Origin of the sequence: Sphingomonas sp. ASY06-1R (assembly GCF_052180265.1) — a bacterium.
Classification (GTDB): Bacteria; Pseudomonadota; Alphaproteobacteria; order Sphingomonadales; family Sphingomonadaceae; genus Sphingomonas_I.
This window is the reverse complement of record NZ_CP197464.1, coordinates 653,528-678,232: the sequence shown is the minus strand read 5'-3', so window position 1 is coordinate 678,232 and position 24,705 is coordinate 653,528. Positions and strand designations below refer to the sequence as shown.

25 protein-coding genes are annotated in these 24,705 nt (G+C 63.9%); 7 read left to right on the top strand and 18 right to left on the bottom strand.

Annotated elements, in window-relative coordinates:
- Positions 1–4 precede the first annotated feature (4 nt).
- Positions 5–1,699: a rhamnogalacturonan lyase B N-terminal domain-containing protein gene (locus ACSBM8_RS03445; RefSeq protein WP_442680263.1), complete on the top strand. Its 1,695-nt coding sequence runs from the start codon at positions 5–7 to the stop codon at positions 1,697–1,699.
- A gap of 31 nt (positions 1,700–1,730) precedes the next feature.
- Here ACSBM8_RS03445 and ACSBM8_RS03440 read toward each other — a convergent pair whose 3' ends face one another.
- The gene (locus tag ACSBM8_RS03440) at positions 1,731–2,360 is read right to left on the bottom strand and encodes a hypothetical protein (RefSeq protein WP_442680262.1); all 630 of its coding nucleotides are present in this window, start codon (positions 2,358–2,360) and stop codon (positions 1,731–1,733) included.
- A gap of 198 nt (positions 2,361–2,558) precedes the next feature.
- Here ACSBM8_RS03440 and ACSBM8_RS03435 point away from each other — a divergent pair, with 198 nt between their 5' ends.
- Complete coding sequence (locus ACSBM8_RS03435; RefSeq protein WP_442680261.1) at positions 2,559–3,872, top strand: aminotransferase class I/II-fold pyridoxal phosphate-dependent enzyme; 1,314 nt, start codon at positions 2,559–2,561, stop codon at positions 3,870–3,872.
- A gap of 126 nt (positions 3,873–3,998) precedes the next feature.
- A complete protein-coding gene (locus tag ACSBM8_RS03430) occupies positions 3,999–5,495 on the top strand; it encodes a catalase (RefSeq protein ID WP_442680260.1) in 1,497 nt (498 codons plus the stop codon).
- Between the two features lie 73 nt (positions 5,496–5,568).
- Here ACSBM8_RS03430 and ACSBM8_RS03425 read toward each other — a convergent pair whose 3' ends face one another.
- The 5 genes from ACSBM8_RS03425 to ACSBM8_RS03405 all read right to left on the bottom strand — a co-directional run bounded on the left by ACSBM8_RS03425 (position 5,569) and on the right by ACSBM8_RS03405 (position 11,343).
- A complete protein-coding gene (locus ACSBM8_RS03425) occupies positions 5,569–7,155 on the bottom strand; it encodes an FAD-dependent oxidoreductase (RefSeq protein ID WP_442680259.1) in 1,587 nt (528 codons plus the stop codon).
- A gap of 95 nt (positions 7,156–7,250) precedes the next feature.
- Positions 7,251–8,249 (bottom strand): alpha/beta hydrolase, encoded by a 999-nt coding sequence (locus ACSBM8_RS03420; RefSeq protein WP_442680258.1) that lies wholly within the window; start codon positions 8,247–8,249, stop codon positions 7,251–7,253.
- Positions 8,250–8,553: 304 nt separating this feature from the next.
- Entirely contained in the window at positions 8,554–9,438 is an 885-nt protein-coding gene (locus ACSBM8_RS03415; protein ID WP_442680257.1) for a LysR family transcriptional regulator, read from the bottom strand.
- Between the two features lie 277 nt (positions 9,439–9,715).
- Positions 9,716–10,240, bottom strand: coding sequence for an isochorismatase family protein (locus ACSBM8_RS03410; RefSeq protein ID WP_442680256.1), 525 nt, complete (start codon positions 10,238–10,240; stop codon positions 9,716–9,718).
- A gap of 236 nt (positions 10,241–10,476) precedes the next feature.
- Positions 10,477–11,343, bottom strand: a complete 867-nt coding sequence (locus tag ACSBM8_RS03405; RefSeq protein WP_442680255.1) for a pirin family protein — start codon at positions 11,341–11,343, stop codon at positions 10,477–10,479.
- Between the two features lie 113 nt (positions 11,344–11,456).
- Between ACSBM8_RS03405 and ACSBM8_RS03400 the strand changes: the two genes are divergently transcribed.
- Positions 11,457–12,482, top strand: a complete 1,026-nt coding sequence (locus ACSBM8_RS03400) for a LysR substrate-binding domain-containing protein (protein ID WP_442680254.1) — start codon at positions 11,457–11,459, stop codon at positions 12,480–12,482.
- A 51-nt stretch (positions 12,483–12,533) separates the two neighbouring features.
- Here ACSBM8_RS03400 and ACSBM8_RS03395 read toward each other — a convergent pair whose 3' ends face one another.
- Positions 12,534–12,875 (bottom strand): hypothetical protein, encoded by a 342-nt coding sequence (locus tag ACSBM8_RS03395; protein ID WP_442680253.1) that lies wholly within the window; start codon positions 12,873–12,875, stop codon positions 12,534–12,536.
- Between the two features lie 194 nt (positions 12,876–13,069).
- Here ACSBM8_RS03395 and ACSBM8_RS03390 point away from each other — a divergent pair, with 194 nt between their 5' ends.
- On the top strand, positions 13,070–13,903 hold the full coding sequence (locus tag ACSBM8_RS03390) for an SDR family NAD(P)-dependent oxidoreductase (protein ID WP_442680252.1): 834 nt from the start codon (positions 13,070–13,072) through the stop codon (positions 13,901–13,903).
- Between the two features lie 93 nt (positions 13,904–13,996).
- Here the strand turns inward: ACSBM8_RS03390 and ACSBM8_RS03385 are convergent, their stop codons facing one another.
- The gene (locus ACSBM8_RS03385) at positions 13,997–14,572 is read right to left on the bottom strand and encodes a substrate binding domain-containing protein (RefSeq protein ID WP_442680251.1); all 576 of its coding nucleotides are present in this window, start codon (positions 14,570–14,572) and stop codon (positions 13,997–13,999) included.
- Positions 14,569–14,910, bottom strand: a complete 342-nt coding sequence (locus ACSBM8_RS03380; RefSeq protein ID WP_442680250.1) for a LysR family transcriptional regulator — start codon at positions 14,908–14,910, stop codon at positions 14,569–14,571. The genes ACSBM8_RS03385 and ACSBM8_RS03380 overlap by 4 nt, the downstream gene beginning before the upstream one ends.
- Before the next feature lie 253 nt (positions 14,911–15,163).
- Between ACSBM8_RS03380 and ACSBM8_RS03375 the strand changes: the two genes are divergently transcribed.
- Positions 15,164–16,141 carry a zinc-dependent alcohol dehydrogenase family protein gene (locus ACSBM8_RS03375; RefSeq protein ID WP_442680249.1) on the top strand — a complete coding sequence of 326 codons (978 nt, stop codon included), beginning with the start codon at positions 15,164–15,166 and terminating at the stop codon, positions 16,139–16,141.
- A gap of 70 nt (positions 16,142–16,211) precedes the next feature.
- On the top strand, positions 16,212–17,228 hold the full coding sequence (locus tag ACSBM8_RS03370) for a zinc-binding alcohol dehydrogenase family protein (RefSeq protein ID WP_442680248.1): 1,017 nt from the start codon (positions 16,212–16,214) through the stop codon (positions 17,226–17,228).
- A 123-nt stretch (positions 17,229–17,351) separates the two neighbouring features.
- Here ACSBM8_RS03370 and guaA read toward each other — a convergent pair whose 3' ends face one another.
- The 9 genes from guaA to rpmD form a co-directional block, all read right to left on the bottom strand.
- Positions 17,352–18,911, bottom strand: coding sequence for a glutamine-hydrolyzing GMP synthase (guaA, locus tag ACSBM8_RS03365; RefSeq protein ID WP_442680247.1), 1,560 nt, complete (start codon positions 18,909–18,911; stop codon positions 17,352–17,354).
- Between the two features lie 123 nt (positions 18,912–19,034).
- Positions 19,035–19,451, bottom strand: a complete 417-nt coding sequence (gene rplQ / locus ACSBM8_RS03360; protein ID WP_442680246.1) for a 50S ribosomal protein L17 — start codon at positions 19,449–19,451, stop codon at positions 19,035–19,037.
- A 187-nt stretch (positions 19,452–19,638) separates the two neighbouring features.
- Positions 19,639–20,709: a DNA-directed RNA polymerase subunit alpha gene (locus tag ACSBM8_RS03355; RefSeq protein WP_442681477.1), complete on the bottom strand. Its 1,071-nt coding sequence runs from the start codon at positions 20,707–20,709 to the stop codon at positions 19,639–19,641.
- Positions 20,710–20,800: 91 nt separating this feature from the next.
- Complete coding sequence (gene rpsK, locus ACSBM8_RS03350; protein WP_303546323.1) at positions 20,801–21,190, bottom strand: 30S ribosomal protein S11; 390 nt, start codon at positions 21,188–21,190, stop codon at positions 20,801–20,803.
- A gap of 59 nt (positions 21,191–21,249) precedes the next feature.
- Positions 21,250–21,618, bottom strand: coding sequence for a 30S ribosomal protein S13 (gene rpsM, locus ACSBM8_RS03345; RefSeq protein ID WP_442680245.1), 369 nt, complete (start codon positions 21,616–21,618; stop codon positions 21,250–21,252).
- Positions 21,619–21,806: 188 nt separating this feature from the next.
- Positions 21,807–22,472 carry an adenylate kinase gene (locus ACSBM8_RS03340; protein WP_442680244.1) on the bottom strand — a complete coding sequence of 222 codons (666 nt, stop codon included), beginning with the start codon at positions 22,470–22,472 and terminating at the stop codon, positions 21,807–21,809.
- Entirely contained in the window at positions 22,469–23,830 is a 1,362-nt protein-coding gene (secY, locus tag ACSBM8_RS03335) for a preprotein translocase subunit SecY (RefSeq protein WP_442680243.1), read from the bottom strand. The genes ACSBM8_RS03340 and secY overlap by 4 nt, the downstream gene beginning before the upstream one ends.
- Before the next feature lie 119 nt (positions 23,831–23,949).
- The gene (gene rplO, locus ACSBM8_RS03330) at positions 23,950–24,480 is read right to left on the bottom strand and encodes a 50S ribosomal protein L15 (protein ID WP_442680242.1); all 531 of its coding nucleotides are present in this window, start codon (positions 24,478–24,480) and stop codon (positions 23,950–23,952) included.
- A 48-nt stretch (positions 24,481–24,528) separates the two neighbouring features.
- Positions 24,529–24,705, bottom strand: coding sequence for a 50S ribosomal protein L30 (rpmD, locus tag ACSBM8_RS03325; protein ID WP_116091451.1), 177 nt, complete (start codon positions 24,703–24,705; stop codon positions 24,529–24,531).

Sequence of the window (24,705 nt, the reverse complement as noted above, 5' to 3'; positions counted from 1 at the left end):
GCCCATGAGACGCATCGCCCTTGGCGTGATGATGCTCTGCGTCACCGGCGGGCTGGGCACGCCCGGCCCGGCGAAGGGCGCGACCGCCCCGGACGCATCGTTCGGCCTGCGGCAGGACGCCCAGGCCATCACCGTCGACACCGGTGCGGGCCTTGTCTTCCGGATCAGCCGACGTGGCGAGGAAGGCCATGCCCGCCGCCCGGGCGACATCATCTCGATGGTCTATGACGGCGTCGACTATCAGGATCCGAACAAAGGAAGTCAGATCAACTCCGGCTTTGCGGACCTGTATGACGGACAGCCGCCGGTAGACGTCTCGGCCGTGCAGCCCGACGCCGATCACATCAAGGTCACCGTCCGGGCGGGCGACCTGATCCATTATTATCTGGCCCGCCGCGGTACCGCTGCGATCTTCATGGGGACCTATTTCACGCGCGAGCCCAAGCCGAACCTGGTGCGGTTCGTCGCCCGCATTCCCCACCGCCTTCTGCCCGACGGTCCGCCCGCCGCCGATGTGAGCCAGGCGGTCCGCACGGTCGAGGCGCATGACGTGTTCGGCCTGGCCGATGGGCAGACGCGCTCCAAACATTATTCGAACATGCGGCTGAAGGATTGGCAGCTCTTCGGTGCACGAGGCCGCCGCGTCGGCCTATGGATGGCGCGCGACGACAATGAGGGGGGATCGGGCGGCCCCTTCTACCGCAGCCTGCGCGATCAGGGCGCGGCGGTGGACCAGGAACTGACCTATATCGTCAATTATAACGAAGTGCAGACCGAGCCGTACCGGACCGGCATCCTGAACGCCTACGCGCTGCTGTTCACGCATGGCGAAACCCCCGCCCCACCCGACATGGACTGGCTCGCCCGGATGGGCCTTGCCGGGTATGTCCCGCCCGATCGGCGCGGCGCGATTGCCGGCGCCGGGCTGATCGGAACGAATCCAGCCTTCCGCTATACGATCGGCTTCGCCAATGCGGCGGCTCAATATTGGACGGACGCCTCCCCGGCGGGCGGGCGCTTTCAGCGCGGCGGAATACGTCCGGGTACCTATGCCATGACCGTCTACAAAGGCGAGCTGGCGGTCGCGACGCGCGATGTAACGATCGATGCCGGCCGCACATCCGCGCTGGGTCCGGTGCGGATCGAGAACGATCCCGAGCGCGCACCGGCGGTCTGGCGGACTGGCCATTGGGACGGAACGCCCGCTGAATTCCGGAACGGCGGCAAGATGACCATGATGCACCCGTCCGACGTTCGCATGGCATCCTGGAAGGCGGCGCCGTTTCTGGTCGGATCATCGATCGTGGCGCGCGATTTCCCGGCTTGCCAATGGGCGGACGTCAATAGTCCGCTGGTGATACGCTTCACGATGTCCCCACAGCAGGTGAGAGCGTCGCTCTTGCGGATCGGGGTCACGATCGCCTTCGCCAACGCCCGCCCGACGATTGAGGTGAACGGCTGGACTGGTCCGGTTCCGCCGCCATCGGTGCAGCCGGCCACGCGCAGCCTGACGGTTGGCTCCTATCGCGGCAACAATCGCATGTTCACCTTCGCCATCCCCGCGTCCGCCTTGAAGGCCGGCGCGAACGAGCTGCGACTGTCCATTGCCAGCGGCAAGGGCGGCAAAGGCTTTCTCAGCGCCGGCGTCGCCTATGATGCCATCGACCTGCTGCCCGCCGACCCGCCGCGGCAGACCTGAAGGACCAGCGTGGCGCTGCCCTGGTGCCACGTCAGCCTGCCACTTTCACGATCTTGCCGCAGGCAATCGGCAGCGTGACATGCGACGGCACCGGGCCGAGCGAGCCGACCGTGGTCGGCAGGCCGGAGTCGCTTGGCACGCCGTGCACATAGATGACCCGACGCTCCAGATCGATCGTCTGCCCCTGATAGGTTTGACCGAACTTCGCGGCGAGCTGCGCCAGGGGCACGGACTTGGTATAGTCGAAATTCCCGCGTGCGGAGGCATGCGGATAGGTGTGGGTCGGGATCTGCATCTCTTCAGGCTTGTCGTTGAAGGGCACCATTGTGGTGCCGGAGACCGGCTCGGTCTCGAGCAAATCGATGAAGCCGTCGTTGTTGGCGTCCATATCCGGGGTAACGCAGGTGGCGTTGCGCGCATCGGCGAAGCCGTGGAAATGCTCCCAATGCTCGATATTGGCGGGCACGCCGTTCATCTTGATCCGCACTTCCAGCCGGTCGCCAACCACCTTCAGCGTCGCATCGCCCTCGGCCGCGCTGCCGATCTTGCCGGCGTTCAGGGCGGTCAGGTGGACCTTGTAGGTTTGCGCGGTGGCCACGCCGCATAGGCTGCTGATGGCGATCCCCGACGCGACCAGCGTCGCAAACGTACGTGAAGCCATGTCTATTCTCCCCCTCTTGATCGGCGACGGCGAAAGCGCGCACCTCGTCTCGCACCCAATCTAACATTCGGTAATGTCATATGTCAAAATATACTTTGGCATAGATAAGGCTAACCGTTCGCCGGTATAGGGATTGTACGGCCCGGACGAGGCTGCGCTGCGCTTTACTCGCCTCAGAGGGATCATTAGGCGTGCCGGATGTCGCACATCTTCCTCTCGGGCGAGACGGCCGTCGACATTGCGGCCTCGGTCGAGCGCGCCGTGCGTCTCGGATTGGTGCTGCCGGGCGATCGCCTTCCCAGTGTGCGCGATGCCGGCCTGTTGCTGGGTGTCAGCCGCAACACGGTCGCATCGGCCTATGCCCGGCTCCGCGACGTTGGCATTCTGATCGGCGGACCCGGCCGGGGCGGCATGCGCATCGCCAGGATCCATCCGTTCGAAGGGCGCGCATTGGAGCTGCCGAGCGGCGCGTGCGATCTTGCGTCGGGAAATATTGATTCCAGCTTTCTCCCTCCGCTCGCCCAGATACTGGACCGGGTCGATCTCGGCTCCAGCGGCTATGATGCGGAGGCCGACGATCCCGGCCTGGTGGCGCTCGTCCGCGAACGGCTGGGGTTTGAGGGCCTGGATACGCGGCACATGTGCTTTGTGTCGGGCGCGCTGGATGCGATCGAGCGGGCGATGCGCGCACAGCTTCGCCCAGGAGCCTATGTCCTCGTCGAGGATCCCGGCTTTCCCCCTTTGTTCGATCTGCTGCGATCGCTGGGAGCGCGGTTGAAGCCGATGCCGATGGACCAGGAAGGCCCCCTGCCCGATGCGGTCGCGGCGTTGCTGCGTGGAGGTGCCGCCGCCGTGGTGCTGACGCCGCGCGCGCAAAACCCGACGGGTGCCGACATCAGCCCCGCCCGCGCGCAGGCGCTCGCCAGGCTGTTCGCGGAGCATCCCGAAGTATTGATCGTGATCGATGACCATTGGGGACCCTTGTCGGAAAACAGCCTGGCGCTGCTTCCGCCGCGCCACGGCCGCTGGCTGTTCGTACGATCCGTCTCAAAATTCCTCGGCCCCGATTATCGGCTGGCGATCGCGCTGGGCGATGACGTCACGATCGATCGGATCAGCCGCCAGCATGCGCTGGGCCCGCGGTGGGTCAGCCGATTGATCCAGCGCATGGCGCGGGCGCTGTGGGAGTCGCCCGAAACCGACCGACTGATGGAGGCAGCGCGGGCTGCCTATCGGGAAAGGCGCGCTGCCTTTCTTGGTGTATTGGAGGAATATGGCATCGCGGCGCAGGGGCGCTCCGGTGTTCATATCTGGGTGCCGGTGCAGCGCGAAGCCGACGTCGCGCAGGCGATGCTTGGCCTGGGCTGGGCCATCCAGACCGGCGAGCCGTTCCGGATCGAAAGCCCCCCCGCCATCCGCATCGGCATGGCGAACCTGACGGCGGCTTCCGCCCGATCGGCAGCCCACGATCTGGCACGTTGCCTCAGCGGACCCCGCCGCTTTCTCAGCTGACCGAGCTAGCATCGTTTCGCGTCGCCTATGGGCGAATTGGGCCATTATGTCCGCGCCTTAATGTCATGTGCCATTAAATTTATTGTTTGCGGTAAAAACCCTCCTTCGCTTTAATGTCCGTCTTCGATGTGTGACCGGGAGGGTAAATTGAGCACGCTAACGACAGCCTTTGGCGCGCCTGTCGCCGACGATAATAATATCATCACTGCGGGCCGCCGCGGCCCCGCGCTGCTTCAGGACATCTGGTTCCTGGAGAAATTGGCGCATTTCGATCGCGAGGTGATTCCGGAGCGGCGCATGCACGCCAAGGGTGCTGGTGCGTTCGGCCGCTTCACGGTGACGCACGACATCACCCGTTTCACCAAGGCAAAGATCTTTTCGGAGATCGGCAAGCAGACCGACATGTTCGTGCGCTTTTCCAGCGTCGCGGGCGAGCGCGGCGCGGCTGATGCGGAGCGCGACATTCGCGGCTTCGCCATGAAATTCTATACCGAGGAGGGAAATTGGGATCTGGTCGGCAACAACACGCCGGTCTTCTTCATCCGCGATCCCCTTAAATTCCCCGATCTCAACCACGCCGTGAAGCGCGATCCGCATACGGGCCTGCGCAGCGCCGAGAATAATTGGGATTATTGGACGCTGCTGCCGGAGGCGCTGCACCAGATCACGATCGTGATGAGCGAACGGGGCATTCCCAAATCGTGGCGCCACATGCACGGTTTTGGCAGCCACACGTTCAGCTTCATCAACGCCGCGGACGAGCGGGTCTGGGTCAAGTTCCACCTGCGGACGCAGCAGGGCATCGCTAATCTGACCGATGCCGAGGCCCAGCAGACCATCGGCGCCGATCGCGAAAGCCATCAGCGCGACCTGTTCTACAGCATCGAGGCGGGCGATTATCCCAAGTGGACGATGTTCGTGCAGATCATGACGGAGGATCAGGCAGCCAGCGCGCCGTTCAACCCGTTCGATCTCACCAAGATTTGGCCGAAAAGCGAGTATCCGCTGCTGCAGGTCGGCGAGTTCGAGCTGAACCGGAACCCCGAAAACTTCTTCCAGGATGTCGAACAGGCGGCGTTTGCACCGTCGAACATCGTGCCCGGCATCGGCTTTTCGCCCGACAAGATGCTGCAGGGGCGGCTATTTTCCTATGGCGACACCCAGCGCTATCGACTGGGCGTGAACCATGCCCAGATCCCGGTCAATGCGCCCCGCTGCCCGGTCCATGCCTATCATCGCGACGGCGCGATGCGTGTCGACGGGAATGGCGGGCGCAGCGTCCATTATGCGCCGAACAGCAAAGGTGCGCTGCAGGACCAGCCGGATCTCGCCGAGCCGCCGCTTCGCATCGATGGCGCTGCGGCGCATTGGGATCATCGCGACGACCCCGATTATTTCAGCCAGCCGGGCAATCTGTTCCGCTTGATGACGCCATCCCAGCGTCGGACGCTGTTCGACAATACCGCACGCGCGATCCACGGCGCCTCCGATCCCATCATCGCACGTCATATCGCCCATTGTGCACAGGCGGATCCCGCCTATGGCGAAGGGGTCGCGGAGGCGGTCGGCCGGCTACGCCAGCCGAAGGACGTGCCCGATGCGGTAACCGATCAGGCCGCGTGAGCTCCCGGCGGTCACCTCCTGCGTCGAACGGCGTGGTGACATAGGCTGTGAGATTGACCGGCGGCAGCGCCGGTCAATCGATCGCGTTGACGTGATCCCAGACGCGGGAAATGACCACCGAGCCCTCACCCACGGAGGACGCGACGCGCTTCACCGATCCGGCGCGCACGTCACCGACCGCAAAGATGCCGGGACAGGAGGTTTCGTAGGGAGAGGCGGCGTTCGCATCTCCGCCGGTGAGCACGAAGCCTTTGTCGTCCAGGCGCACGAGATCGGATAACCATCCGGTGTTCGGCACAGCGCCCACCATCACGAAGACCGCGCACGTCTCGACCTCCTCCAGAGCATCCCCGCGACGGATCGTTACCGCCTCGAGCCGATCGCCCCCATGGACCGCGGCGACCTGCGCGCCATATTCGATCGTGATGGCCGGATCGGCTTCCAGCCGGCTCGACAGATAATTGGACATCGAGGTGGCAAGCGTGTTGCCACGGACCAGAAGGCGCACGCGCGCGGCGACGCGACTGAGGAACATGGCCGCCTGGCCGGCGGAATTACCCCCGCCGATGACAATCACCTCCGCATCGCGGCAGAAGCGCGCCTCATTCTCGGTCGCGGAATAGTAAATCCCCGCACCTTCGAAGTCCGCGAGCCGATCGATCGCCATGCGACGATATTGTACGCCGGTTGCGATCACGACCGCCCGCGAGCGTATCCGTTGGCCCGTATCGAACGTCGCACAAAAGGTGCGATCTTCCAGATACTCCAGGGATGTGACGCGCAGCGGCATGGCGAAACGGGTGCCAAACTTCATCGCCTGCACCTCGCCGCGCCAGACCAGATCAGCGCCCGAGATGCCGGTTGGAAAACCCATATAATTCTCGATACGGCTGGAGGTACCCGCCTGCCCCCCGATCGCAATCTCTTCGGTCACCAGCGCGTTCAAGCCCTCGGCGCCGGCATAGACACCCGCCGCCACGCCGGCGGGGCCGCCGCCGACGATGAGGACGTCGACAGCTTCGTCGTTGACGAGATCCTGGTTCATCCCGATCAAACGGGCGATCGTCCTGGGCGTTGGATCATGGATGACCGTGTCCCTGCCAAAGATAACGGCGGGTCGGTTGGGGTCCGAGGCGCAGCTGAGGGCAACCGCATGTGCTTGCGCGCTCCCCAGTGGATGGGAGACGCAGGGGACCCGATTGCGCCCCGCAAATTCGGCGATACTGCGAACGTTCCGGTCCACTTCCTCGCCGATCAGCACGAGCGAACTATAGCCGGTTTCCAGCTGTCTCCGGCGGCGCGCAGCCAGCACCGTGATGATGATATCGGACATTTCGGGCACCTGCGCCATCAGCCGCAGCATTTCGACGCGCGGCACCTCGATCACCCGCGTGTCCTGCGCGGCCCGGAATGCCATCGACCAGCTGCCGCCGGCCAGAAGCGCAATGTCTGCCATGAATTGTGTCGGCCCCAGCGTCGCCGGGACAAGGCGCTCGCCGGTGAAGATGTTCATCACCTCGATCTCGCCTTCTTCCACCAGCACGAAGCTCTCGATCGGGTCACCCGGGCGGACGAGGATCGCGCCGGCGGGATAGCGAACCTCTTTGCCGGCCGCGCGGATCGCGGTGATGTGGGCGTCCGCCAGCGGAACACGCTGCATTTCCAGAAGGTCTCGGCCAATCGTTTCCACGTTCCACGCTCTCACTTTGTTGGATCAAGGTTTCGGCGCGGGCGCGCCCCAGTCTACCGGCAGCTCTAAAGGTGCGGCTGCGGCCAATATTTTCGCACGAAGCGACGTATCTCCGCATCCAGCTCCTTGTCTTCCGGGGTCGCGCCCATGAAGCCGCCATGGGGCATGGCTTCGAAAACGTGCAGTTCGGCTGGCACGCCCGCTCCGCGCAGGGCCCGGTGCATCCGGACGGTGTTCGACAGGAACAGGTCACGCGTTCCGCTCTGCAGGAATGTCGGGGGAAACTCGCGCAGATCGGCAAACAGGGGGGATAGAAGCGGGTCTGCCAGCGCCGCGCCGGCCGCGTAAAGGAGATTGTTCGAGAGGAGCGAGCGCGGCAGCACCGCGTCGATCATCTCGTTCGTTCGGAAACTGTCTCCGGACTCGGTCAGATCAACCTGCGGCGACAATAGGACGAGGCTGGCGGGCATCGGCAGCCCCTCCTCCCGTGCGCGCACCAGCATGGCCGCGGCGAGGTTTCCACCCGCCGACCGGCCACAGATGGAGATGCTGGCGGGCGCGTGGCGTTCCAGGACGAGCCGGTATGCCGTCACGCAATCTTCGAGTGCGGCCGGATAGGGATGTTCGGGCGGCATGCGGTAATCGACGCCATAGCATCGCACGGCATGCTGATCGGCCTGGCGGCAGGCGCTGACCCGACACGCCTCTCCACCCCCGAAGACAAGGGCGCCGCCGTGGATGTCGATTACGACATACCGATCGTCGAAGGGGGCTTCCGGCGTAGCGAGATGGACAATGGCGGCCCCTGCCTCGATCGGCACGGACGTGGCGCGCAGATTGCCCGCCAGGCCCTGCAATGCGGCAGCATAATGTGCGTCCGCCGCGGCCTTGATCGTCATCCAGCCGGCATGATCATCCGGCTGCGGCATTTCATAGGCCGCATTGAAGGGCACCCCATCTTCGCCGACCATGCGGGCCAGGACCGCCCGCGCTTCCTCGCTGATCGAAAGCGGGACCGGGATTTCACGCTTCTCCAGCTTCACCGCACCTGGACTATCCTGCATGTCTCAAAATCTCCGCACCGAGCCCTCGCCTAATTCTATCATGACCGGACACGCGGCTGCGCGCTGGAGGAGAACAGGACCGGCCCGATGAAATCCGTGCCATTCCCATAAGACGGAGCCAATTGCATCGTGCGGCGATGCATTCCCATGGCGTGCCGATATTGCCCGTTCGGTCGCCGACGCGGAAGCGCCGCTTCTTGGCGAACTGTGTCGCACGTGTGGGAACGCGCATGGCCACAGCGGTTTGCCGCCTTTGCGGAAGTTGCCCCTATGCTGATCGCGTGTTGCCCTTGGCGCCATTCCCTCAGCTTTCGCGCGCGGGCGGCTTTTCGTAACATTCGATGAGCATCTCGGTCAGGATCCGCACCTTTCGAGACGGATGCTGACCGGGTGGCCGCACGACGAAAATGCCGGCCTCAGGAATAGGATGCCGTGTCATGATGGAAATGAGCGCGCCCGACGCGATGTGATCCGCAACCAGCAGTTCGGGCAAATATGCGAGCCCCACCCCTTCGAGGGCGGCCGCGACGAGTGACACGCCGTTATCCGCTTTGAAGCGCCCGTTGGGGCGCACGGTCACGACCGTATCGCCATCCATGAATTGCCACGTCTCCGTCCCCTGCATGACGGCCTGGTGTTGGAGGATCTCGTCTGGCGTTTCGGGCGCGCCATGCGCCGCGATATAGGCAGGACTGGCGACCAGCATGGCGCGGATCGGCCCGACACGTCGTGCAATCAGCACGGAATCCGGAAGATGGCCGAGGCGGATGGCGCAATCAAAGCCCTCCCCGACGAGATCCACGAAGCGATCCGTATAGCTGGCGTGGACGTGGAGCTCCGGATGACGTTGCGCCATTTGCGATAATATTGCGGCGAAATGCGTCGGACCGAAGGAGAGGGGCGCGGCAATCCGCAACCGTCCGCGGAGCTCTCCCATCGGCAGGATGGTCTCTCGCGCAAGATCGATCTCATTGCAGACCCGGGCCGCATGATCGCGAAACGTGGCTCCGGCCTCGGTCAACGCAGCCCCGCGCGTCGTTCGCGCGAGCAATTGCACGCCCAGATCCTGCTCGAGCCTGGCAAGGCGCCGGCTGACGATCGATTTGGAAAGGCCAAGTCTGCGCGCGGCCGGCGTGACACCGCCGGCGTCAGCGACCTCAACGAACGTGCGCAGCTCTTCGATATCCATCCACTGTTCCCGTTTCCGCGACACGGTGTGCCAAGTTGAAGGCTATCATAGCGTGAAGTGCAATAGCGCTCTTCGGCGCCGGACATCGCTGCGGCTCGTGTCTCCCGCCATTTGGCCCCCAACAACGGCATCAAGGTTTGCCCTTCCACAGAGGCGTAATCCGCGTGTTCGTCCTGACAGTTCGGTCCTCGCTCTGATCAATCAAAAACAGGCCGATCAGTACATGCGAAGACGAGTGGCGCCGGTCTTGGACCGATGCCACTCGTCCGCATGTGCGTCAGGTAGCGGGGGCCGATTTCTCGGGATTGAAGCCGTCGAAGCTTTCGAAGACATCCATGAAGCCGGGGATCGTGGCGTCGCGCGCCCAGTCGCGCTGCAGCTCGCAATACATCTGCACGCGGCTGATCAACTTCGCGCCAGCCTGTTCGATGCGGCGAAGCGCGGCCTCGTGCGCAGCCACCGACGTGCCGCCGACCGCATCGACCGGCACATAGACTTCATACCCCTCCTGAATCGCATCGAGCGCCGGGAAGGTGAGGCAGGCCTCCGTCCAGAGCGCGGTCATGATGAGCTTGCGCCGACCGAGCGCCTTGACCGCGGTCTTGAAGCCGGTGTCCTCCCAACTGTTGATGGAGGTGCGGTCGTAGGTCGGGAGGTGGCCGAGCACGTCCTGCAGCCCCTGGATTGGCGGCTTGTTGCGGCCAGTTTGCACGTTCACGGTCGAGTGAATGATGGGAACATTGTAGTTCAGCGCTGCCTTGGCGGCGCTGACGATGTTGAAGACCAGCTCATCGCGCGGCATCGAACGGATCGAAGAGACCTGAACCGGCTGATAATCGATGATGATGAAGGCGTATTGTCCGGGGTGAGAAGATGATCGGTCTGCGGGTTACGGATCGTTTCGCTGGCCATGCTGGTCCCTTCGCTGTTGAAATTGTGCGCTGCCGGCGTGTGGACGCCAATCATCAAGCGGACGGCCGAGCGCCAACCGATCCGCAGGAAAAAGGGGCCGGTCGCGATGGGCGCCCGGCCCCCTGATCATGGTGCGACGGAGACGAAGCGTCCGCGGTTGAAGTCTTCGGCGGCCTGCCGGATTTCCGCTTCGCTGTTCATCACGAAGGGCCCGTATCCGACGATCGGCTCGTCAATGGGTTGGCCGGTCAACACCAACAGCTTCGCATCGCCGTCGGCGCGAATGGCGATCTCGCCGCCATCACGGCTGAGCAGCACCATTTCCGCTTCGCCGGCCGTCTGGGTTTCGGCGATCGTGACGTGCCCTGTGAGCACGACGATCATGGCGGTATGGCCTGCGGGGAGATCGAGCTCCAGGGCTGCGCCTGCATTCAGGCTCAGATCCCACAGGTTGATCGGCGTAAAAGTATGCGCCGCGCCCCTGATCCCCTGATAGTCGCCGGCGATGATGCGCGCCGTACCCGCGTCCCCGGGAAGGGCTACGACCGGAATGTCGGCCTTCAGGATAGCCTGATATCCGGCAGGCGCCATCTTGTCCTTGGCGGGCAGGTTGACCCAGAGTTGTACCACGCGGAAAGGGCCGCCGGTCCGTGCGAAACCGGGCGAGTGATATTCTTCGTGGATGATCCCGCCCGCTGCGGTCATCCATTGAACGTCGCCGGGCCCGATCAGGCCGCCATTGCCGGTGGAGTCGCGGTGCTCGACCTCGCCGTCATAGACGATGGTGACCGTTTCGAAGCCACGATGCGGATGTTTGCCGACGCCCCTCCGTTCGCGAGAGGGGGCGAAAACATGTGGGCCGGCATAGTCGAGCAGGAGGAAGGGGCTAACGTGGGCGCCCAGATCATTATACGAAAAGAGCGATCGGACGGGGAAACCGTCGCCCACCCAATGCTGCCGGTCGTTGCCGTAGCGGCCAATTACCTGGGCCATATACATTCTCCGATTGCGCCGTGCCGCGTGGCGTGACGTGTCGAGCATAATTATGACGAGACGACCGAATGGAAAGGTTGTTGAAAGTGACGCAGCGTCCTACTGACAGGACGATGCGAGACTTGAATGACCTCTCTTATTTTGCGGCAATTGTGGATCATGGCGGTTTCTCGGCCGCCGGCCGCGCACTCGGTGTCCAGAAATCGCTGCTTAGCCGCCGCATACTCGCGCTCGAGGAAAGACTGGGCGTGCGGCTGCTCAACCGATCGTCACGGCGCTTCTCGGTAACCGAGGTCGGGCGGGACGTTTACGATCGGTGCATCGCGATGCTCGTCGAAGCGGAAGCCGCCGAGCAGGTTGCCGCTCAGGTTCAGGGTGAACCACGCGGCGTGGTGCGGATGAGCTGCCCCACCGCCCTGCTATCCTTCCAGTTCGGCGACATGATCGCCCGCTTCATGATGCTCAATCGCGGCGTGCAGATCCTGCTGGAGAGCAGCAATCGCCGGGTCGACGTAATCTCCGAAGGGCTCGATCTGGCGATCCGCGTACGCTTCCCCCCGCTCGACTCGACCGGCCTGGTCATGCGGCGGCTCGATGAAAGCGCGCAATGCCTGGTCGCCGCGCCGACCTTGATCCGCAAGCCGCTGCAATCGCCGGCAGATCTTCATGGCATCACCAGTCTCGACCTCGTGCGGGCTACCCGCGAGCACAATTGGGGATTGCGTCACGCCGATGGCAAGGTTGCGACAGTCCCACACACGCCGCGACTGGTGACCGACGATATGTCGGTGCTCCGCGATGCCGCGATAGCGGGCGCGGGCGTGGTGCAATTGCCGACGATCTTCGTCTCGGAAGACGTCATGTCCGGCCGCCTGATCGATATACTCCCGGAGTGGCGGCCCGAGTCGGGGATAGTCCACGCCGTCTTCCCATCGCGCCGCGGCCTGTTCCCGTCCGTACGCGCGTTGCTCGACTTCCTTGCCCGCGAATGCGCCATCCAGCGGAGGCGCGCTGAAAAGATCGTGCCGCCCGGCCTCCAGCCCCGCGGCTGGGGCGACGGCACGGGGCAGAATGACGACGGGGGCCGGCCGCGTTCTCCCTATGAAGACCTCCCGCCATGGTTAAGCCAGATCCGATAGGTTCCCACGCGAACATGGCGGGGCTTCGCGGTTCGTCAAAAGACCTCCGGCTCAGCGTCGGCGACATTCATGCCGATCCGGGTTCCGGTCACAGCGCTGCCGACGCGCCCGCTCGGCCATGATCTGGCCGTCCTTGGCGATCTGCGAGGTAAGCGCCATCTCCTCCAGCGTCTTCCGCTGTTTGAAATCGCGGCGGTGCTGCTGCTCCAACATGCAGTTGCCGTAGCCGGGCGTACCATAGCCGATCCCGAAGCTGGCGCAGGTACGCGCGTCCTCGCGGTGCTTGCGGCCCTGGGCATGCGCCGGGGTCGCGGCAATGCCAAGGGCCGTTATGGCGAGCACGCCGATCGACGTCAGCACCGGCCGCATCGTCGCGAACGAACTCATGATCATGTCGTTTTCCTTCCCCCAACGGATTGGGTTTCGATTTCGAGGCGGACGGACCGCCGGGAACCGACGCAGTGCCGGCCTGCGCTCAAAGACCATCTGAAGGTTGCGCGAACATGGCCTCGTCGCCCCTCGGAACGTGATCGGCGTTCCGCGTATCGCGACACAGTTTGGCATGTTGCGCCACTAAGAAACGCCAATTGCAGCCGTTACGTCCGCGCAGTGTGAGGTCGTGTGCGGCGGACATCCGCGACGCCACGCGGCTCAAACCAATCATTGAGAGGGACGCGTTTATGTTCGATCTTGAGGGAAAGCGTGCCCTGGTGACGGGAGGGTCCCGGGGCATCGGCGCCGCGATCGCATCGGTGCTGGCCGCGAACGGCGCCGACGTCGCTTTTACGTATCAAAGCGCAGCAGAAAAAGCGCAGGGCGTTGTAAAGTCCATCGAAGCAGCAGGACGCCGCGCCGTCGCGATCCAGGCCGATAGCGCCGATCCCGAGGCGATCGCCCGCTCGGTGGAGGAAGCCGTAGCGGCGCTCGGGGGTATCGATATCCTGGTCAACAGCGCCGCGATCGGTCACTCGGGCATGATCGCCGATCTCGACCTGCGCGAATATCAGCGGGTGATGGACGTCAACGTGCGCGCGCCGGTATTCTTCGCGAAAGCGGTCATCCCGCACCTGGCCCAGGGCGGCCGTATCATCACGATCGGCTCGGCCCTGGGCGAACGGGTGCCGTTTCCGGGTATCTCGACCTATGCGATGTCGAAGGCAGCGCTGACGTCTTTCACGCGCGGCCTTTCGCGTGAGCTTGGTCCGAAGGGCATCACCGTCAACCTCATCCAGCCGGGCGCCACCAACACGGACTCCAACCCGGCGGATGGCGCGGCGGCCGACTTCCAGCGGAGCCTGACCTCGCTGGGCCGCTACGCCGAGCCGCGGGAGATCGGCAGCGCCGTGGCTTATCTCGCGAGCCCGGCCGCCGGCATCATCACGGGCGCGATCCTGACCATTGACGGTGGCGCGACCGCCTGACGCACGGGACGCGCGCGCGGTTACCACCGCGCGTCCCTCATTCCGGCGGTCGCACGCTGCGGTTCGATCGGCATGACGGTCCCCAGGGATCGCCTAGAGCCGGATGTTCAATCCTTCATCCCAATATGGCTCGGGCCAGAAGCGCGCGACGAGCCAGTCTATGAAAACCCGGACTTTCGGCGCCAGCTCACGCGAGCTTGGATAGAGCGCCCACAGCGTCTGGGTCGATATCAGCGGATACTCGCCGAGAACGGGGACCAGCGCGCCGCTGCGCAGTTCGTCCGCGGCGCACCAGGTCGCCATCAACGCAATCCCGAGCCCCGCGCAGGCTGCGTCGCGCACCGCTCCGCCATCGTCGATCCGCAAGGTGGGCGTGATCCGCTTCTCGATGGTGCCCCCCGCCTCGTCCTTAAACGACCAGCGATCCAATGTCCCGACGACCAAACAATCGTGGGCGTCGAGATCATCCGGCAGACGAGGTCGGCCGCGACGACCGAGATAATCGGGCGACGCAACCAGAACCCGGCGGTCGGGCGCAATCTGCCGCGCGATAAAGGATGAATCGCCAAGATCGGCGTAACGCACGGCCACATCGAACGCGCCTTCCACCAGATCGACGACCCGGTCGGACAAGCGCATGTCGAGCCGGAGATCGGGATAGCGTGTCACGAAATCGGCCAGCCCGGCACGATATGCATCCGCGCAAAGGAGGAGGGCGCTGCCACACGAAGCGTCCCGCGCGGTGTCGCCTGCTCGCCCCCCAATGTCGCGCGCGCCACCGCCGCGGCGTCGATGAGATGCTCGGCATGCGGCAGAAAGCCCTGACCATCCTCGGTCAAGGTGACGATGCGGGTCGTGCGGTGGAGGAGCCGCGCCCCGAGATGCTTTTCGAAGGATGCAAGGCGGGCGCTTGCTCCGGCCGGCGTCATGCCGAGATCGCGCGCGGCGGCACTGATGCTCCCAAGCTGGGCGATCCGCACGAACAGGCTCAGATCTTCAAAGTCCATCGTCCACTCCAGTCCAGCGTGACGCTGACCCTCATCGTAGCAGCGCATCAAGCAGCGTGGCCTAGCGCATTTTAAAGCGAACTTTGAAACTGCTTCTGGATTGCGGTCACTACCGCTTCGAATAGTTGAAATCCAGATAGCGCTCCGTGGCACCGGCCACTTGGGATGGACGGACCGCCGCACAATTCTCGTCGGCGCGCGATCACAAGTGCGACGGCGGCGCCCTTCGGGCGGGATGAAGAGGAGTAAGGACATGGCGGAGACAATGAAGGCAGCTGTGCTGACCCACTTTGGCGGCGTCGATGCGTTTGAGCTGCGTGACGTTCCGGTCGCGACGGTTGGCCCACGGCAAGTACGGGTGCGCGTCCATGCGACCGCTCTCAACCCGCTCGATTACCAGATTCGTCGCGGCGACTATGCCGATCATGTGCCGCTGCCCGCGATCATCGGGCACGACGTCTCCGGCGTCGTCGAGGAGGCCGGATCGCATGTGACGGAGTTCGCCGTCGGTGACGAGGTCTATTACACGCCGCGTATCTTTGGGGGCGCGGGCTCCTATGCCGAGCAGCATGTTGCAGACGTCGAGCTCGTCGGCCGCAAGCCACAGAACCTGTCCCATCTCGAGGCCGCAAGCCTGACCCTCGTCGGAGGAACGGTCTGGGAGGCCCTGGTCACGCGCGCGCAGCTCGCCGTTGGCGAAACCATCCTCATCCATGGCGGGGCCGGCGGCGTCGGCACCATCGCGATCCAGGTCGCCAAGGCCATTGGTGCCCGGGTCATCACGACAGCGCGAACCGTCGACCACGGCTTCGTACGATCGCTCGGGGCGGACGAAGCCATCGACTTCACGTCCGAAGATTATGTCGACGCGGTTGCGCGCCACACCGACCGGCAAGGCGTGAATGTGGTGTTCGACACGATCGGCGGGGACACGCTGACGAAGAGCCCGGCAACGCTCGCCGACTTCGGCCGGGTCGTCAGCATTGTGGACATTGCGCAGCCTCAGAACCTGATCGAGGCGTGGGGGCGCAACGCCACCTATCACTTCGTGTTCACGCGCCAAAATCGCGGCAAGCTGGATTCGCTGACCCATCTGGTCGAGCGCGGTCTCGTCAAGCCCGTGATCGGCGCGACATTCTCGCTCGATCATATGAGCAAGGCGCACGAGCTATTGGAAAACCGGAATCCTCATCCGCTTCGCGGCAAGGTCGCGATCGATATAGCGGGCTAACACGCCGCCCGTCCCCATCGTCCCAACCTTTCAGACCTACTGATCTAGGCTGATCATCAGGAGAACCAACATGCGTGCCGTCGCCTATCGCGAAGCCGGACCGATCGACCGTCCGGACTCGCTTCTGGATACAGAATTTGCGGATCCCGTCGCTTCGGGCCGGGATCTGCTCGTCGACGTCAAAGCGGTTTCGGTAAATCCGGTCGATGTGAAAGTGCGCCAAAGCACCGCACCCACCGGGAACGGCTGGAAGACGTTGGGCTGGGATGCCGCGGGCATCATCCGGGCGGTCGGCCCCGATGTGACCGGGTTCCAACCCGGCGACGAGGTCTATTACGCAGGCAGCATCGCCCGCGCGGGCGCCAATGCCGAGCGGCACCTTGTCGATGAACGGATTGTGGCTCGCAAGCCGCGCAGCCTGGACTGGGCCGAGGCGGCCGCGCTGCCCCTTACCGCGATCACCGCCTGGGAAGCCTTGTTCGACCGGCTTGAGGTGCGCAGGCAGGTTCCCGGCGCCGCCGATGTCCTGCTTGTGATCGGTGGTGCGGGCGGAGTTGGCTCGATTGCGATCCAGCTCGCACGGCAGCTGACGGATCTGACGATTATCGGGACGGCCTCGCGGCCCGAGACGCGCGATTGGGTCGCCGGCCTGGGGGCCCATCACGTCGTCGATCATAGCCAGCCGCTGGCACCGCAGATCGCGGCCCTCGGCCTTGGAGCTCCGGCTTTCGTCTTCTCGACGACGCACACCGACGGGCATCTTGCGGACATTGTCGAGCTGATCGCCCCGCAGGGCCGCTTCGCCTTGATCGACGATCCGGCTACACTCGACGCGCTTCCGTTCAAGCGCAAATCGGTATCCCTCCACTGGGAGCTGATGTTCACGCGGTCGCTCTTCGATACGGCGGATATCGCTGAGCAAGGACGGCTGCTGGCGGAAGTGGCAACGCTGGTCGACGCCGGCCGGCTGCGCACGACGCTGACGGAGCGGATGACGCCCATCAACGCCGAGAATCTCAAACGCGCCCACCGGATGGTCGAAAGCGCCAGCATGCGCGGCAAGGTCGTGCTGGAAGGCTGGGACTGAAGCGCGGGTAAAACCGATATTCCTGGCGCCGCTCCGCGAGCGGCGGCGTCAGGATCGGCTGACGCCTCACACCATCGGGATCAAGGCTGAAAGACAGGCTCTCGGCCTGTACCTAAGGCCCCGTCACTCCCACTCGATCGTACCGGGCGGCTTGGACGTATAGTCATAGACGACCCGGTTGATGCCCTGCACCTCGTTGACGATCCGGGTCGCGACGCGCGCCAGGAAGGCTGAATCGAACGGATAGATGTCGGCCGTCATCCCGTCGGTCGAGGTGACGGCGCGCAGCGCGCAGACGCTGTCATAGGTCCGATGATCGCCCATCACGCCGACGGTGCGTACCGGCAGCAGCACCGCGAAGGCCTGCCAGATCGCATCGTAGAGGCCGGCGCGCCGGATCTCGTCGAGATAGATCGCATCCGCCTTGCGCAAAATGTCGCACCTTTCCTGCGTCACCTCACCCGGGATGCGGATGGCCAGGCCGGGGCCTGGGAAGGGATGTCGGCCGACGAATGCGGGGGGCAGGCCCAGTTCCTGGCCGAGTACGCGGACTTCGTCCTTGAACAATTCGCGCAGCGGTTCGACCAGCTGCATCTTCATGCGCTCGGGCAATCCGCCGACATTGTGATGGCTCTTGATCGTCACCGACGGCCCGCCGGTGAAACTGACGCTCTCGATCACGTCGGGATAGAGCGTGCCCTGCGCCAGAAAGTCCGCGCCGCCGATCTTGCTCGCCTCTGCATCGAAGATGTCGATGAAGGTCTTGCCGATGAATTTGCGCTTGGCCTCCGGGTCGGTCAGTCCGGCCAACCCGGCGAGCATCGTCTCGCTTGCATCCACATGGACGAGCGGAATGTGATAATGTTCGCGGAACAGGCTGACGACCTGTTCGGCCTCTCCCAGCCGCATCAGTCCATGGTCGACGAACACGCACGTCAGCTGATCGCCGATCGCCTCATGGATCAGCACGGCCGCAACCGCGCTGTCGACGCCGCCCGAAAGCCCGCAAATCACTTTCTTGTCGCCCACCTGCGCGCGGATCTCGGCGATCTTGGCGGCGCGGAATTCGGCCATCGTCCAATCGCCGGCCAGGCCGCAAACGTGGCGGGCAAAGTTGGCGATCAGCTTGCCGCCGTCCGGCGTATGCACGACCTCCGGGTGGAACATCATCGAATAGAAGCGCCGCGCTTCATCGGTCGCGATGGCATAGGGAGCCCCCGGCGACTGGGCCACGACCGAAAAGCCGTCCGGCAGGGCTTCCACGCGGTCGCCATGGCTCATCCAGACCTGATGGCTCTCGCCGACCTTCCACAGTCCATCGAATAGCGACGATTCGGCGACGATATCGATGAAGGCGCGGCCGAATTCGCGATCGTCCGACGGCGCTACGCGTCCGCCCAATTGGTGCGCCATCGTCTGCTGGCCGTAACAGATGGCCAGGATCGGCAGGCCGCGATCGAATAGGTGCTGCGGCGCGCGCGGGCTATCATCCCACATTACCGACGATGGGCCGCCGGAGAAGATGATCCCCTTGGGCTGGAGCCGCTCGAACGCGGCGTCGGCCGCATTGAAGGGCGCGATCTCGCTATAGACTCCGGCCTCGCGCACCCGGCGGGCAATCAGCTGGGTGACCTGGCTGCCGAAGTCGACGATCAGGATGCAATCGGTGGGGGCGGCGCTCATGGGCGGCGGATAAGGAGGGGCGCAAAACTTGTCCAGCCAAGACGCGTCCCAGGCTGCCGCGGCAACGAAAAAGGCCCCGGTGAACCACCGGAGCCTTCCTCAATTCAGCGAATTTCAGGTCGATCAGGCGGCTTCGGCCTCGTCGTCCAGCACCGGGCCCGAATCCTGGCCCTTGGCCGAGACGTCGCGATCGACGAACTCGATAACGGCCATCGATGCTGCGTCCGACGCGCGGATGCCGGCCTTGATCACGCGGGTGTACCCGCCGTTACGGCTGGCGTAGCGCGCCGCGATCACGTCGAACAGCTTCACCAGCTGTGCATCGTCGAGCAGGCGTGCATGCGCCAGACGACGGTTCGAAAGGCCGCCCTTCTTGGCGAGCGTGACCAGCTTCTCCACGTACGGGCGAAGTTCCTTCGCCTTGGCAAGCGTGGTGGTGATCTGCTCATGCTTGATCAGCGCCGCGGCTTGGTTACGGAACAGGGCCGTACGATGGGACGAGGTACGCTGCAGCTTACGGCCGCCGACACGATGACGCATTGTCTTCTTCCTTCAGTTCGTCAGGGCGCCGTTTGAGGTACGCCCAGCCTGGTGACGACGTGGATCACCCGATTACGTCGCCCCGGCGGAGGCCGGGGCCGCTAAATAAATACGCAGGTGTAAGGCCTCCTGCGATCCCGGCCTCCGCCGGGATGACGAATTAGACAGCGCGAGGCGCCCTAACTCGTCAAAATTCCTGTTCGAGCTTCTTGGCCATTTCCTCGATATTCTCAGGCGGCCAGCCGGGGATTTCCATACCCAGGCGCAGCCCCATCGAAGCGAGGACTTCCTTGATCTCGTTGAGCGACTTGCGGCCGAAATTCGGCGTACGCAGCATCTCCGCTTCGGTCTTCTGAACCAGATCGCCGATATAGATGATATTGTCGTTCTTGAGACAGTTGGCCGAACGGACCGACAATTCCAGCTCGTCGACCTTCTTGAGAAGGAAGCGGTTGAGCTGGTTGGAATTGGCTTCCGGCTCGGCGACGCCGCCACCAATCGGTGCCATCGCCGCAGACGACTGCGACGGTGCCGAGACGGCCATGCCCTCGTCGAAATGCACGAACAGCTGAAGCTGATCCTGGAGGATGCGCGCCGAATAGGCGATCGCATCGTCCGGCGTCACGGTCCCGTCGGTCTCGATCGTCAGCGTGAGCTTGTCATAGTCCAGCTCCTGCCCGACGCGGGTGTTCTCGACCTTGTACGCCACCTGGCGAACGGGCGAGTAAAGCGCGTCGACCGGGATGACGCCGATCGGTGCGTCGGCCGGACGATTTGCCGCCGCCGGGACATAGCCCTTACCGGACTGCGCGGTCAGCTCCATGTTGAGCGTCGCACCTTCGTCCAGATGGCAGATAACCAGATCCGGGTTGAGCACTTCAATGTCGCCGCTGGTGACGATATCGCCTGCAGTCACTTCCGCCGGGCCGGTGGCCGACAACTGCAGCCGCTTCGACCCTTCGCCCTGCATGCGCAGCGCAATCTGCTTCACGTTGAGGACGATGTCGGTGACGTCTTCCCGCACGCCGGCGAGCGACGAGAATTCATGCAGCACATTCTCGATCTTGATCGAGGTCACCGCCGCGCCCTGCAGCGACGACAGCAACACGCGCCGCAGCGCGTTGCCGAGCGTCAGACCGAAGCCCCGCTCCAGCGGCTCGGCAACGAAGGTCGCCTTCCGCTTGGTGTCGCCGCCGACTTTCTTGTCGAGCGCGACGGGCTTCTTAAGTTCCTGCCAGTTCTTGGCATTGATCGCCATCATGGTCCCCTCGGGGCTGAGGCCGCGGCGCGTCCGCTGCGGCCGGTATCGAAAATACAACGGAGCTGGACGGAGCCCCGGGAAACAAGTGTTAGACGCGACGCCGCTTGGACGGACGGACACCGTTATGCGGGATCGACGTCACGTCGCGGATCGACGTGATGTGGAAACCGACGGCCTGAAGGGCGCGCAGCGCGCTCTCGCGGCCCGAACCCGGGCCCTTCACTTCGACCTCAAGCGTACGGACGCCGTGCTCGGCGGCCTTCTTGCCGGCATCTTCGGCGGCAACCTGGGCAGCATAAGGCGTCGACTTACGCGACCCCTTAAAGCCCATCATGCCGGCCGACGACCAGGAGATGGCATTGCCCTGCGCATCCGTGATCGTGATCATGGTGTTGTTGAAGCTGGCGTTCACATGCGCGACGCCAGAGGTGATGTTCTTACGCTCGCGCCGCTTAATGCGCTGAGGTTCGCGTGCCATTTTCCTAAATCCCTATTCTGCAAGGACCGGGAGCCGGGCGGGCCGGCTCAACCAGCCGATTACTTCTTCTTGCCGGCAATCGGCTTGGCCTTGCCCTTACGGGTGCGCGCATTGGTATGCGTGCGCTGGCCGTGAACCGGAAGACCCTTGCGGTGACGCAGGCCGCGATAGCATGCCAGATCCATCAGCCGCTTGATGTTCACCGCAACCTGGCGGCGCAGATCGCCTTCGACCTGATAGCCCGCATCGATCGTTTCACGGATCTGCAGGACTTCCTGGTCGGACAGATCCTGGACACGACGCGCCGGATCGATTCCGAGCTTGGCGGTGATTTCCTTGGCTTTGGCCGGGCCGATGCCGTGGATATAGGTAAGCGCGATTTCTACGCGCTTGTTGGTCGGGATATTAACACCCGCAATACGTGCCATATTCTTGCTTCTCCTGCTCCACAGGGCGGTTGGCCGCCGCCCCATCTCGACGCGTTAAGTCCCCGAACAGCGAAAACACGGCGCGCGCATCTGCGCCGCCGGAAACCGGGTTCGTGGGATAGATGCTGGATACGGAGAGTCGTTGGGAGAGTCAAGCTACCGCTGGACGCGATCGCAATTCCGCCGTTTCAGGCGGAAACCGGCGCGTCCTGAACGATTGCGTCGATGGCTGCGCCGACCGTGGCGATGTCCGCCATCCCGTCCACCCGGCTGACGATGCCCTTGGCTTCGTAATAAGGCAGGATCGGTGCGGTATCGGCGCGATAGACGGCAAGCCGTGCCCGGACGGTCTCGGCATTGTCGTCAGGGCGCCGCTTGAATTCGGTAGACGCGCAGATGTCGCAGACCCCCGCCACCTTCGGCAGCTTGAACGTGTCGTGATAGCCCTCGTTACAGCGCGCGCACGTGAACCGACCGGCGATCCGCGCAACCAGCGCATCTTCATCGACGGTCAGTTCGATGACGCGGTTCAGCGTCATGCCGCGATCCGCCAGCAAGGCGTCGAGTGCGACCGCCTGCGCCTGCGTGCGCGGATAGCCGTCGAAGATGAAGCCTGGCGCATGCGCATGCTTGTCGAGCTGCTCGGAGATCAGCGATGTCACGATCTCGTCCGGCACCAATTGGCCGGCCTTCATGATCACGTCCGCCTTGCGCCCGACGTCAGTGCCGTCCTTGACCGCCTGACGCAGCATGTCGCCGGTCGACAGCTGCACCAGGCCGAAGCGCGAAACGAGATGCTGCGCCTGCGTTCCCTTCCCCGCCCCCGGGGGCCCCAGCAGGATCAGCAACTTCATCGACGCACGCCCCCCTTGAGACGAGCCTTCTTGATGAGGTCGCCATATTGATGCGCCAGCAAGTGGCTCTGGATCTGCGTCACCGTATCGATCGTGACGTTGACCACGATCAGCAGGCTGGTGCCGCCGAAGCCGACCAGATGCCGCGGAATGAACATCTCCGGCAGCACGCAGATCGCGGTCAGATAGATCGCGCCGATCACCGTGATGCGGGTCAGCACATAATCCAGATAGGTCTCAGTATTCTTGCCGGGACGAATGCCGGGGATGAAGCCGCCATGGCGCTTCAAATTGTCGGCCGTCTCTTCCGGATTGAACACAACTGCCGTGTAGAAGAACGAGAAGAAGATGATCCCCGCTGCATAGAGCAGGAAGTACATCGGCGTATCCTGGCCGATCCACTGGTTCATGGAGATCACGAAATCGCCCCAGCGGCTCTCACCATTCAGATGCTTGCCCGCAAACTGCGTGATCGTCAGCGGCAGCGCCAGCAGCGACGATGCGAAGATCGGCGGGATCACGTTGGCGGTGTTTATCTTCAGCGGCAGGTGGCTCTTGTCCGCCTGCATCATGCCACGCTGGGTCTGGCGTTTCGGATATTGGATCAGCACGCGCCGCTGGGCGCGCTCCATGAAACAGATGATCAGGATCAGGCCGATCACCAGTGCGAACCCGCCCAGCACCATGAAGGGCGAGCTGGCGCCCGTCCGCATCGCTTCGAACGCGCCCGCCACCGTGGTCGGCAGGCTCGCGACGATGCCCGCCATGATGATCAGGCTGACGCCGTTGCCGATACCGCGGGTCGTGATCTGCTCGCCGAGCCACATCAGGAACATCGTGCCGCCGACCAGCGTGATGACCGTCGTCAGACGGAACAGCATCGGATCGACGATAACCGCAACCTGGCCGGCGCTGTTGCCCCAGGCTTCCAGGCCGACGGCAATGAAATAGCCCTGGATCGCGGTCAGCAGCACGGTGCCGTAACGCGTATATTGGTTGAGCTTCTTGCGCCCGCTCTCGCCTTCCTTCTTGATGGCGGCAAGCTTCGGGCTGAGCGAGGTCGAGAGCTGCACGACGATCGACGCGGTGATGTAGGGCATCACGCCCAATGCCACGATCGACATGCGCGTCAGCGCGCCGCCCGTGAAGGTGTTGAAGAAATCCATCACCCCGCCCTTCGTCGTATTGAAGAGCGATTCCAGCACGCGCGGATCGATGCCCGGCAGCGGTACGTAGGACAGCAAACGGAACACGATCAACGCGCCCAGCGTGAACCACAAGCGACGCTTGAGGTCGGTCGCCTTGGAGAATTGCGACAGGCTGGCGTTGGAGGCCAGTTGCTCGGCTGCGGATGCCATCAGACTTTATCGAACCCCGGGAAAAACGAGCGGCAAAAACAAAAGAGCGGCGGGGCAGTGTCCCCGCCTCCGCCGCTCCATATAGTGGCTGATCCGTGCTTGTCTAAGCCGGTGTCGGATTATGCGCGTGCGGCCTTCTTGGCGGCAAGGGTCTGGCCCTTCTTGGCCTTCGCCTTGTCGGCTGCCGGCACCACCTCGATCACCGAAACCGAACCACCGGCCTTCTCGATCGCTTCGCGTGCCGAGGCGGACACGCCGGCAACGTTGAAGCTGAGCTTGGACGAGAAATCGCCCTTGGCCAGAATACGCACGCCATGCTTGCCGCCACGACCGACGCCGGCCGCCTGAAGCGCGGCATGGTCGATCGTGCTGCCGGCATCCAGCTTGCCGGCCTGAACCAGCTTCTCGATCTGGCCGAGATTCACCTCGGCATAATCCTTGGCGAAGATGTTGTTGAAGCCACGCTTCGGGATCCGCATGTGCAGCGGCATCTGGCCGCCTTCGAACCCATTGATGGAGACGCCTTCGCGGCTCTTCTGACCCTTCTGGCCGCGGCCAGCGGTCTTGCCCTTGCCAGAGCCGATGCCGCGTCCGACGCGCATCCGGCCCTTGCGGGCGCCATCATTGTCCTTGATTTCGTTAAGCTTCATCGTCTGCACTCGCTTTCGCTTTTGTCGCGCCGGATGAGGTGGAGGGCTTTAGCCCTCCACCTTCACCATATGCTGTACCTTGCGGATCATGCCGCGCACTTCAGGCGTGTCCTGCAGTTCGCTGGTCTTGTGCATCTTGTTGAGGCCAAGACCGATCAGAGTCGCGCGCTGGCTGGCGACGCGACGGATCGGCGATCCGGTCTGGGTAATCTTGATGGTTGCCAT

What these genes read in the sequence shown, in the direction of transcription:
- ACSBM8_RS03445 (WP_442680263.1), top strand. Translation starts at nt 5, where the DNA reads ATGAGACGCATCGCCCTTGGCGTGATGATGCTCTGCGTCACCGGCGGG.
- ACSBM8_RS03440 (WP_442680262.1), bottom strand. Translation starts at nt 2,360, where the DNA reads ATGGCTTCACGTACGTTTGCGACGCTGGTCGCGTCGGGGATCGCCATC.
- ACSBM8_RS03435 (WP_442680261.1), top strand. Translation starts at nt 2,559, where the DNA reads ATGTCGCACATCTTCCTCTCGGGCGAGACGGCCGTCGACATTGCGGCC.
- ACSBM8_RS03430 (WP_442680260.1), top strand. Translation starts at nt 3,999, where the DNA reads ATGTGTGACCGGGAGGGTAAATTGAGCACGCTAACGACAGCCTTTGGC.
- ACSBM8_RS03425 (WP_442680259.1), bottom strand. Translation starts at nt 7,155, where the DNA reads ATGCAGCGTGTTCCGCTGGCGGACGCCCACATCACCGCGATCCGCGCG.
- ACSBM8_RS03420 (WP_442680258.1), bottom strand. Translation starts at nt 8,249, where the DNA reads ATGCAGGATAGTCCAGGTGCGGTGAAGCTGGAGAAGCGTGAAATCCCG.
- ACSBM8_RS03415 (WP_442680257.1), bottom strand. Translation starts at nt 9,438, where the DNA reads ATGGATATCGAAGAGCTGCGCACGTTCGTTGAGGTCGCTGACGCCGGC.
- ACSBM8_RS03410 (WP_442680256.1), bottom strand. Translation starts at nt 10,240, where the DNA reads ATGCCGCGCGATGAGCTGGTCTTCAACATCGTCAGCGCCGCCAAGGCA.
- ACSBM8_RS03405 (WP_442680255.1), bottom strand. Translation starts at nt 11,343, where the DNA reads ATGGCCCAGGTAATTGGCCGCTACGGCAACGACCGGCAGCATTGGGTG.
- ACSBM8_RS03400 (WP_442680254.1), top strand. Translation starts at nt 11,457, where the DNA reads ATGCGAGACTTGAATGACCTCTCTTATTTTGCGGCAATTGTGGATCAT.
- ACSBM8_RS03395 (WP_442680253.1), bottom strand. Translation starts at nt 12,875, where the DNA reads ATGATCATGAGTTCGTTCGCGACGATGCGGCCGGTGCTGACGTCGATC.
- ACSBM8_RS03380 (WP_442680250.1), bottom strand. Translation starts at nt 14,910, where the DNA reads ATGGACTTTGAAGATCTGAGCCTGTTCGTGCGGATCGCCCAGCTTGGG.
- ACSBM8_RS03375 (WP_442680249.1), top strand. Translation starts at nt 15,164, where the DNA reads ATGGCGGAGACAATGAAGGCAGCTGTGCTGACCCACTTTGGCGGCGTC.
- ACSBM8_RS03370 (WP_442680248.1), top strand. Translation starts at nt 16,212, where the DNA reads ATGCGTGCCGTCGCCTATCGCGAAGCCGGACCGATCGACCGTCCGGAC.
- guaA (WP_442680247.1), bottom strand. Translation starts at nt 18,911, where the DNA reads ATGAGCGCCGCCCCCACCGATTGCATCCTGATCGTCGACTTCGGCAGC.
- rplQ (WP_442680246.1), bottom strand. Translation starts at nt 19,451, where the DNA reads ATGCGTCATCGTGTCGGCGGCCGTAAGCTGCAGCGTACCTCGTCCCAT.
- ACSBM8_RS03355 (WP_442681477.1), bottom strand. Translation starts at nt 20,709, where the DNA reads ATGGCGATCAATGCCAAGAACTGGCAGGAACTTAAGAAGCCCGTCGCG.
- rpsK (WP_303546323.1), bottom strand. Translation starts at nt 21,190, where the DNA reads ATGGCACGCGAACCTCAGCGCATTAAGCGGCGCGAGCGTAAGAACATC.
- rpsM (WP_442680245.1), bottom strand. Translation starts at nt 21,618, where the DNA reads ATGGCACGTATTGCGGGTGTTAATATCCCGACCAACAAGCGCGTAGAA.
- ACSBM8_RS03340 (WP_442680244.1), bottom strand. Translation starts at nt 22,472, where the DNA reads ATGAAGTTGCTGATCCTGCTGGGGCCCCCGGGGGCGGGGAAGGGAACG.
- secY (WP_442680243.1), bottom strand. Translation starts at nt 23,830, where the DNA reads ATGGCATCCGCAGCCGAGCAACTGGCCTCCAACGCCAGCCTGTCGCAA.
- rplO (WP_442680242.1), bottom strand. Translation starts at nt 24,480, where the DNA reads ATGAAGCTTAACGAAATCAAGGACAATGATGGCGCCCGCAAGGGCCGG.
- rpmD (WP_116091451.1), bottom strand. Translation starts at nt 24,705, where the DNA reads ATGGCAACCATCAAGATTACCCAGACCGGATCGCCGATCCGTCGCGTC.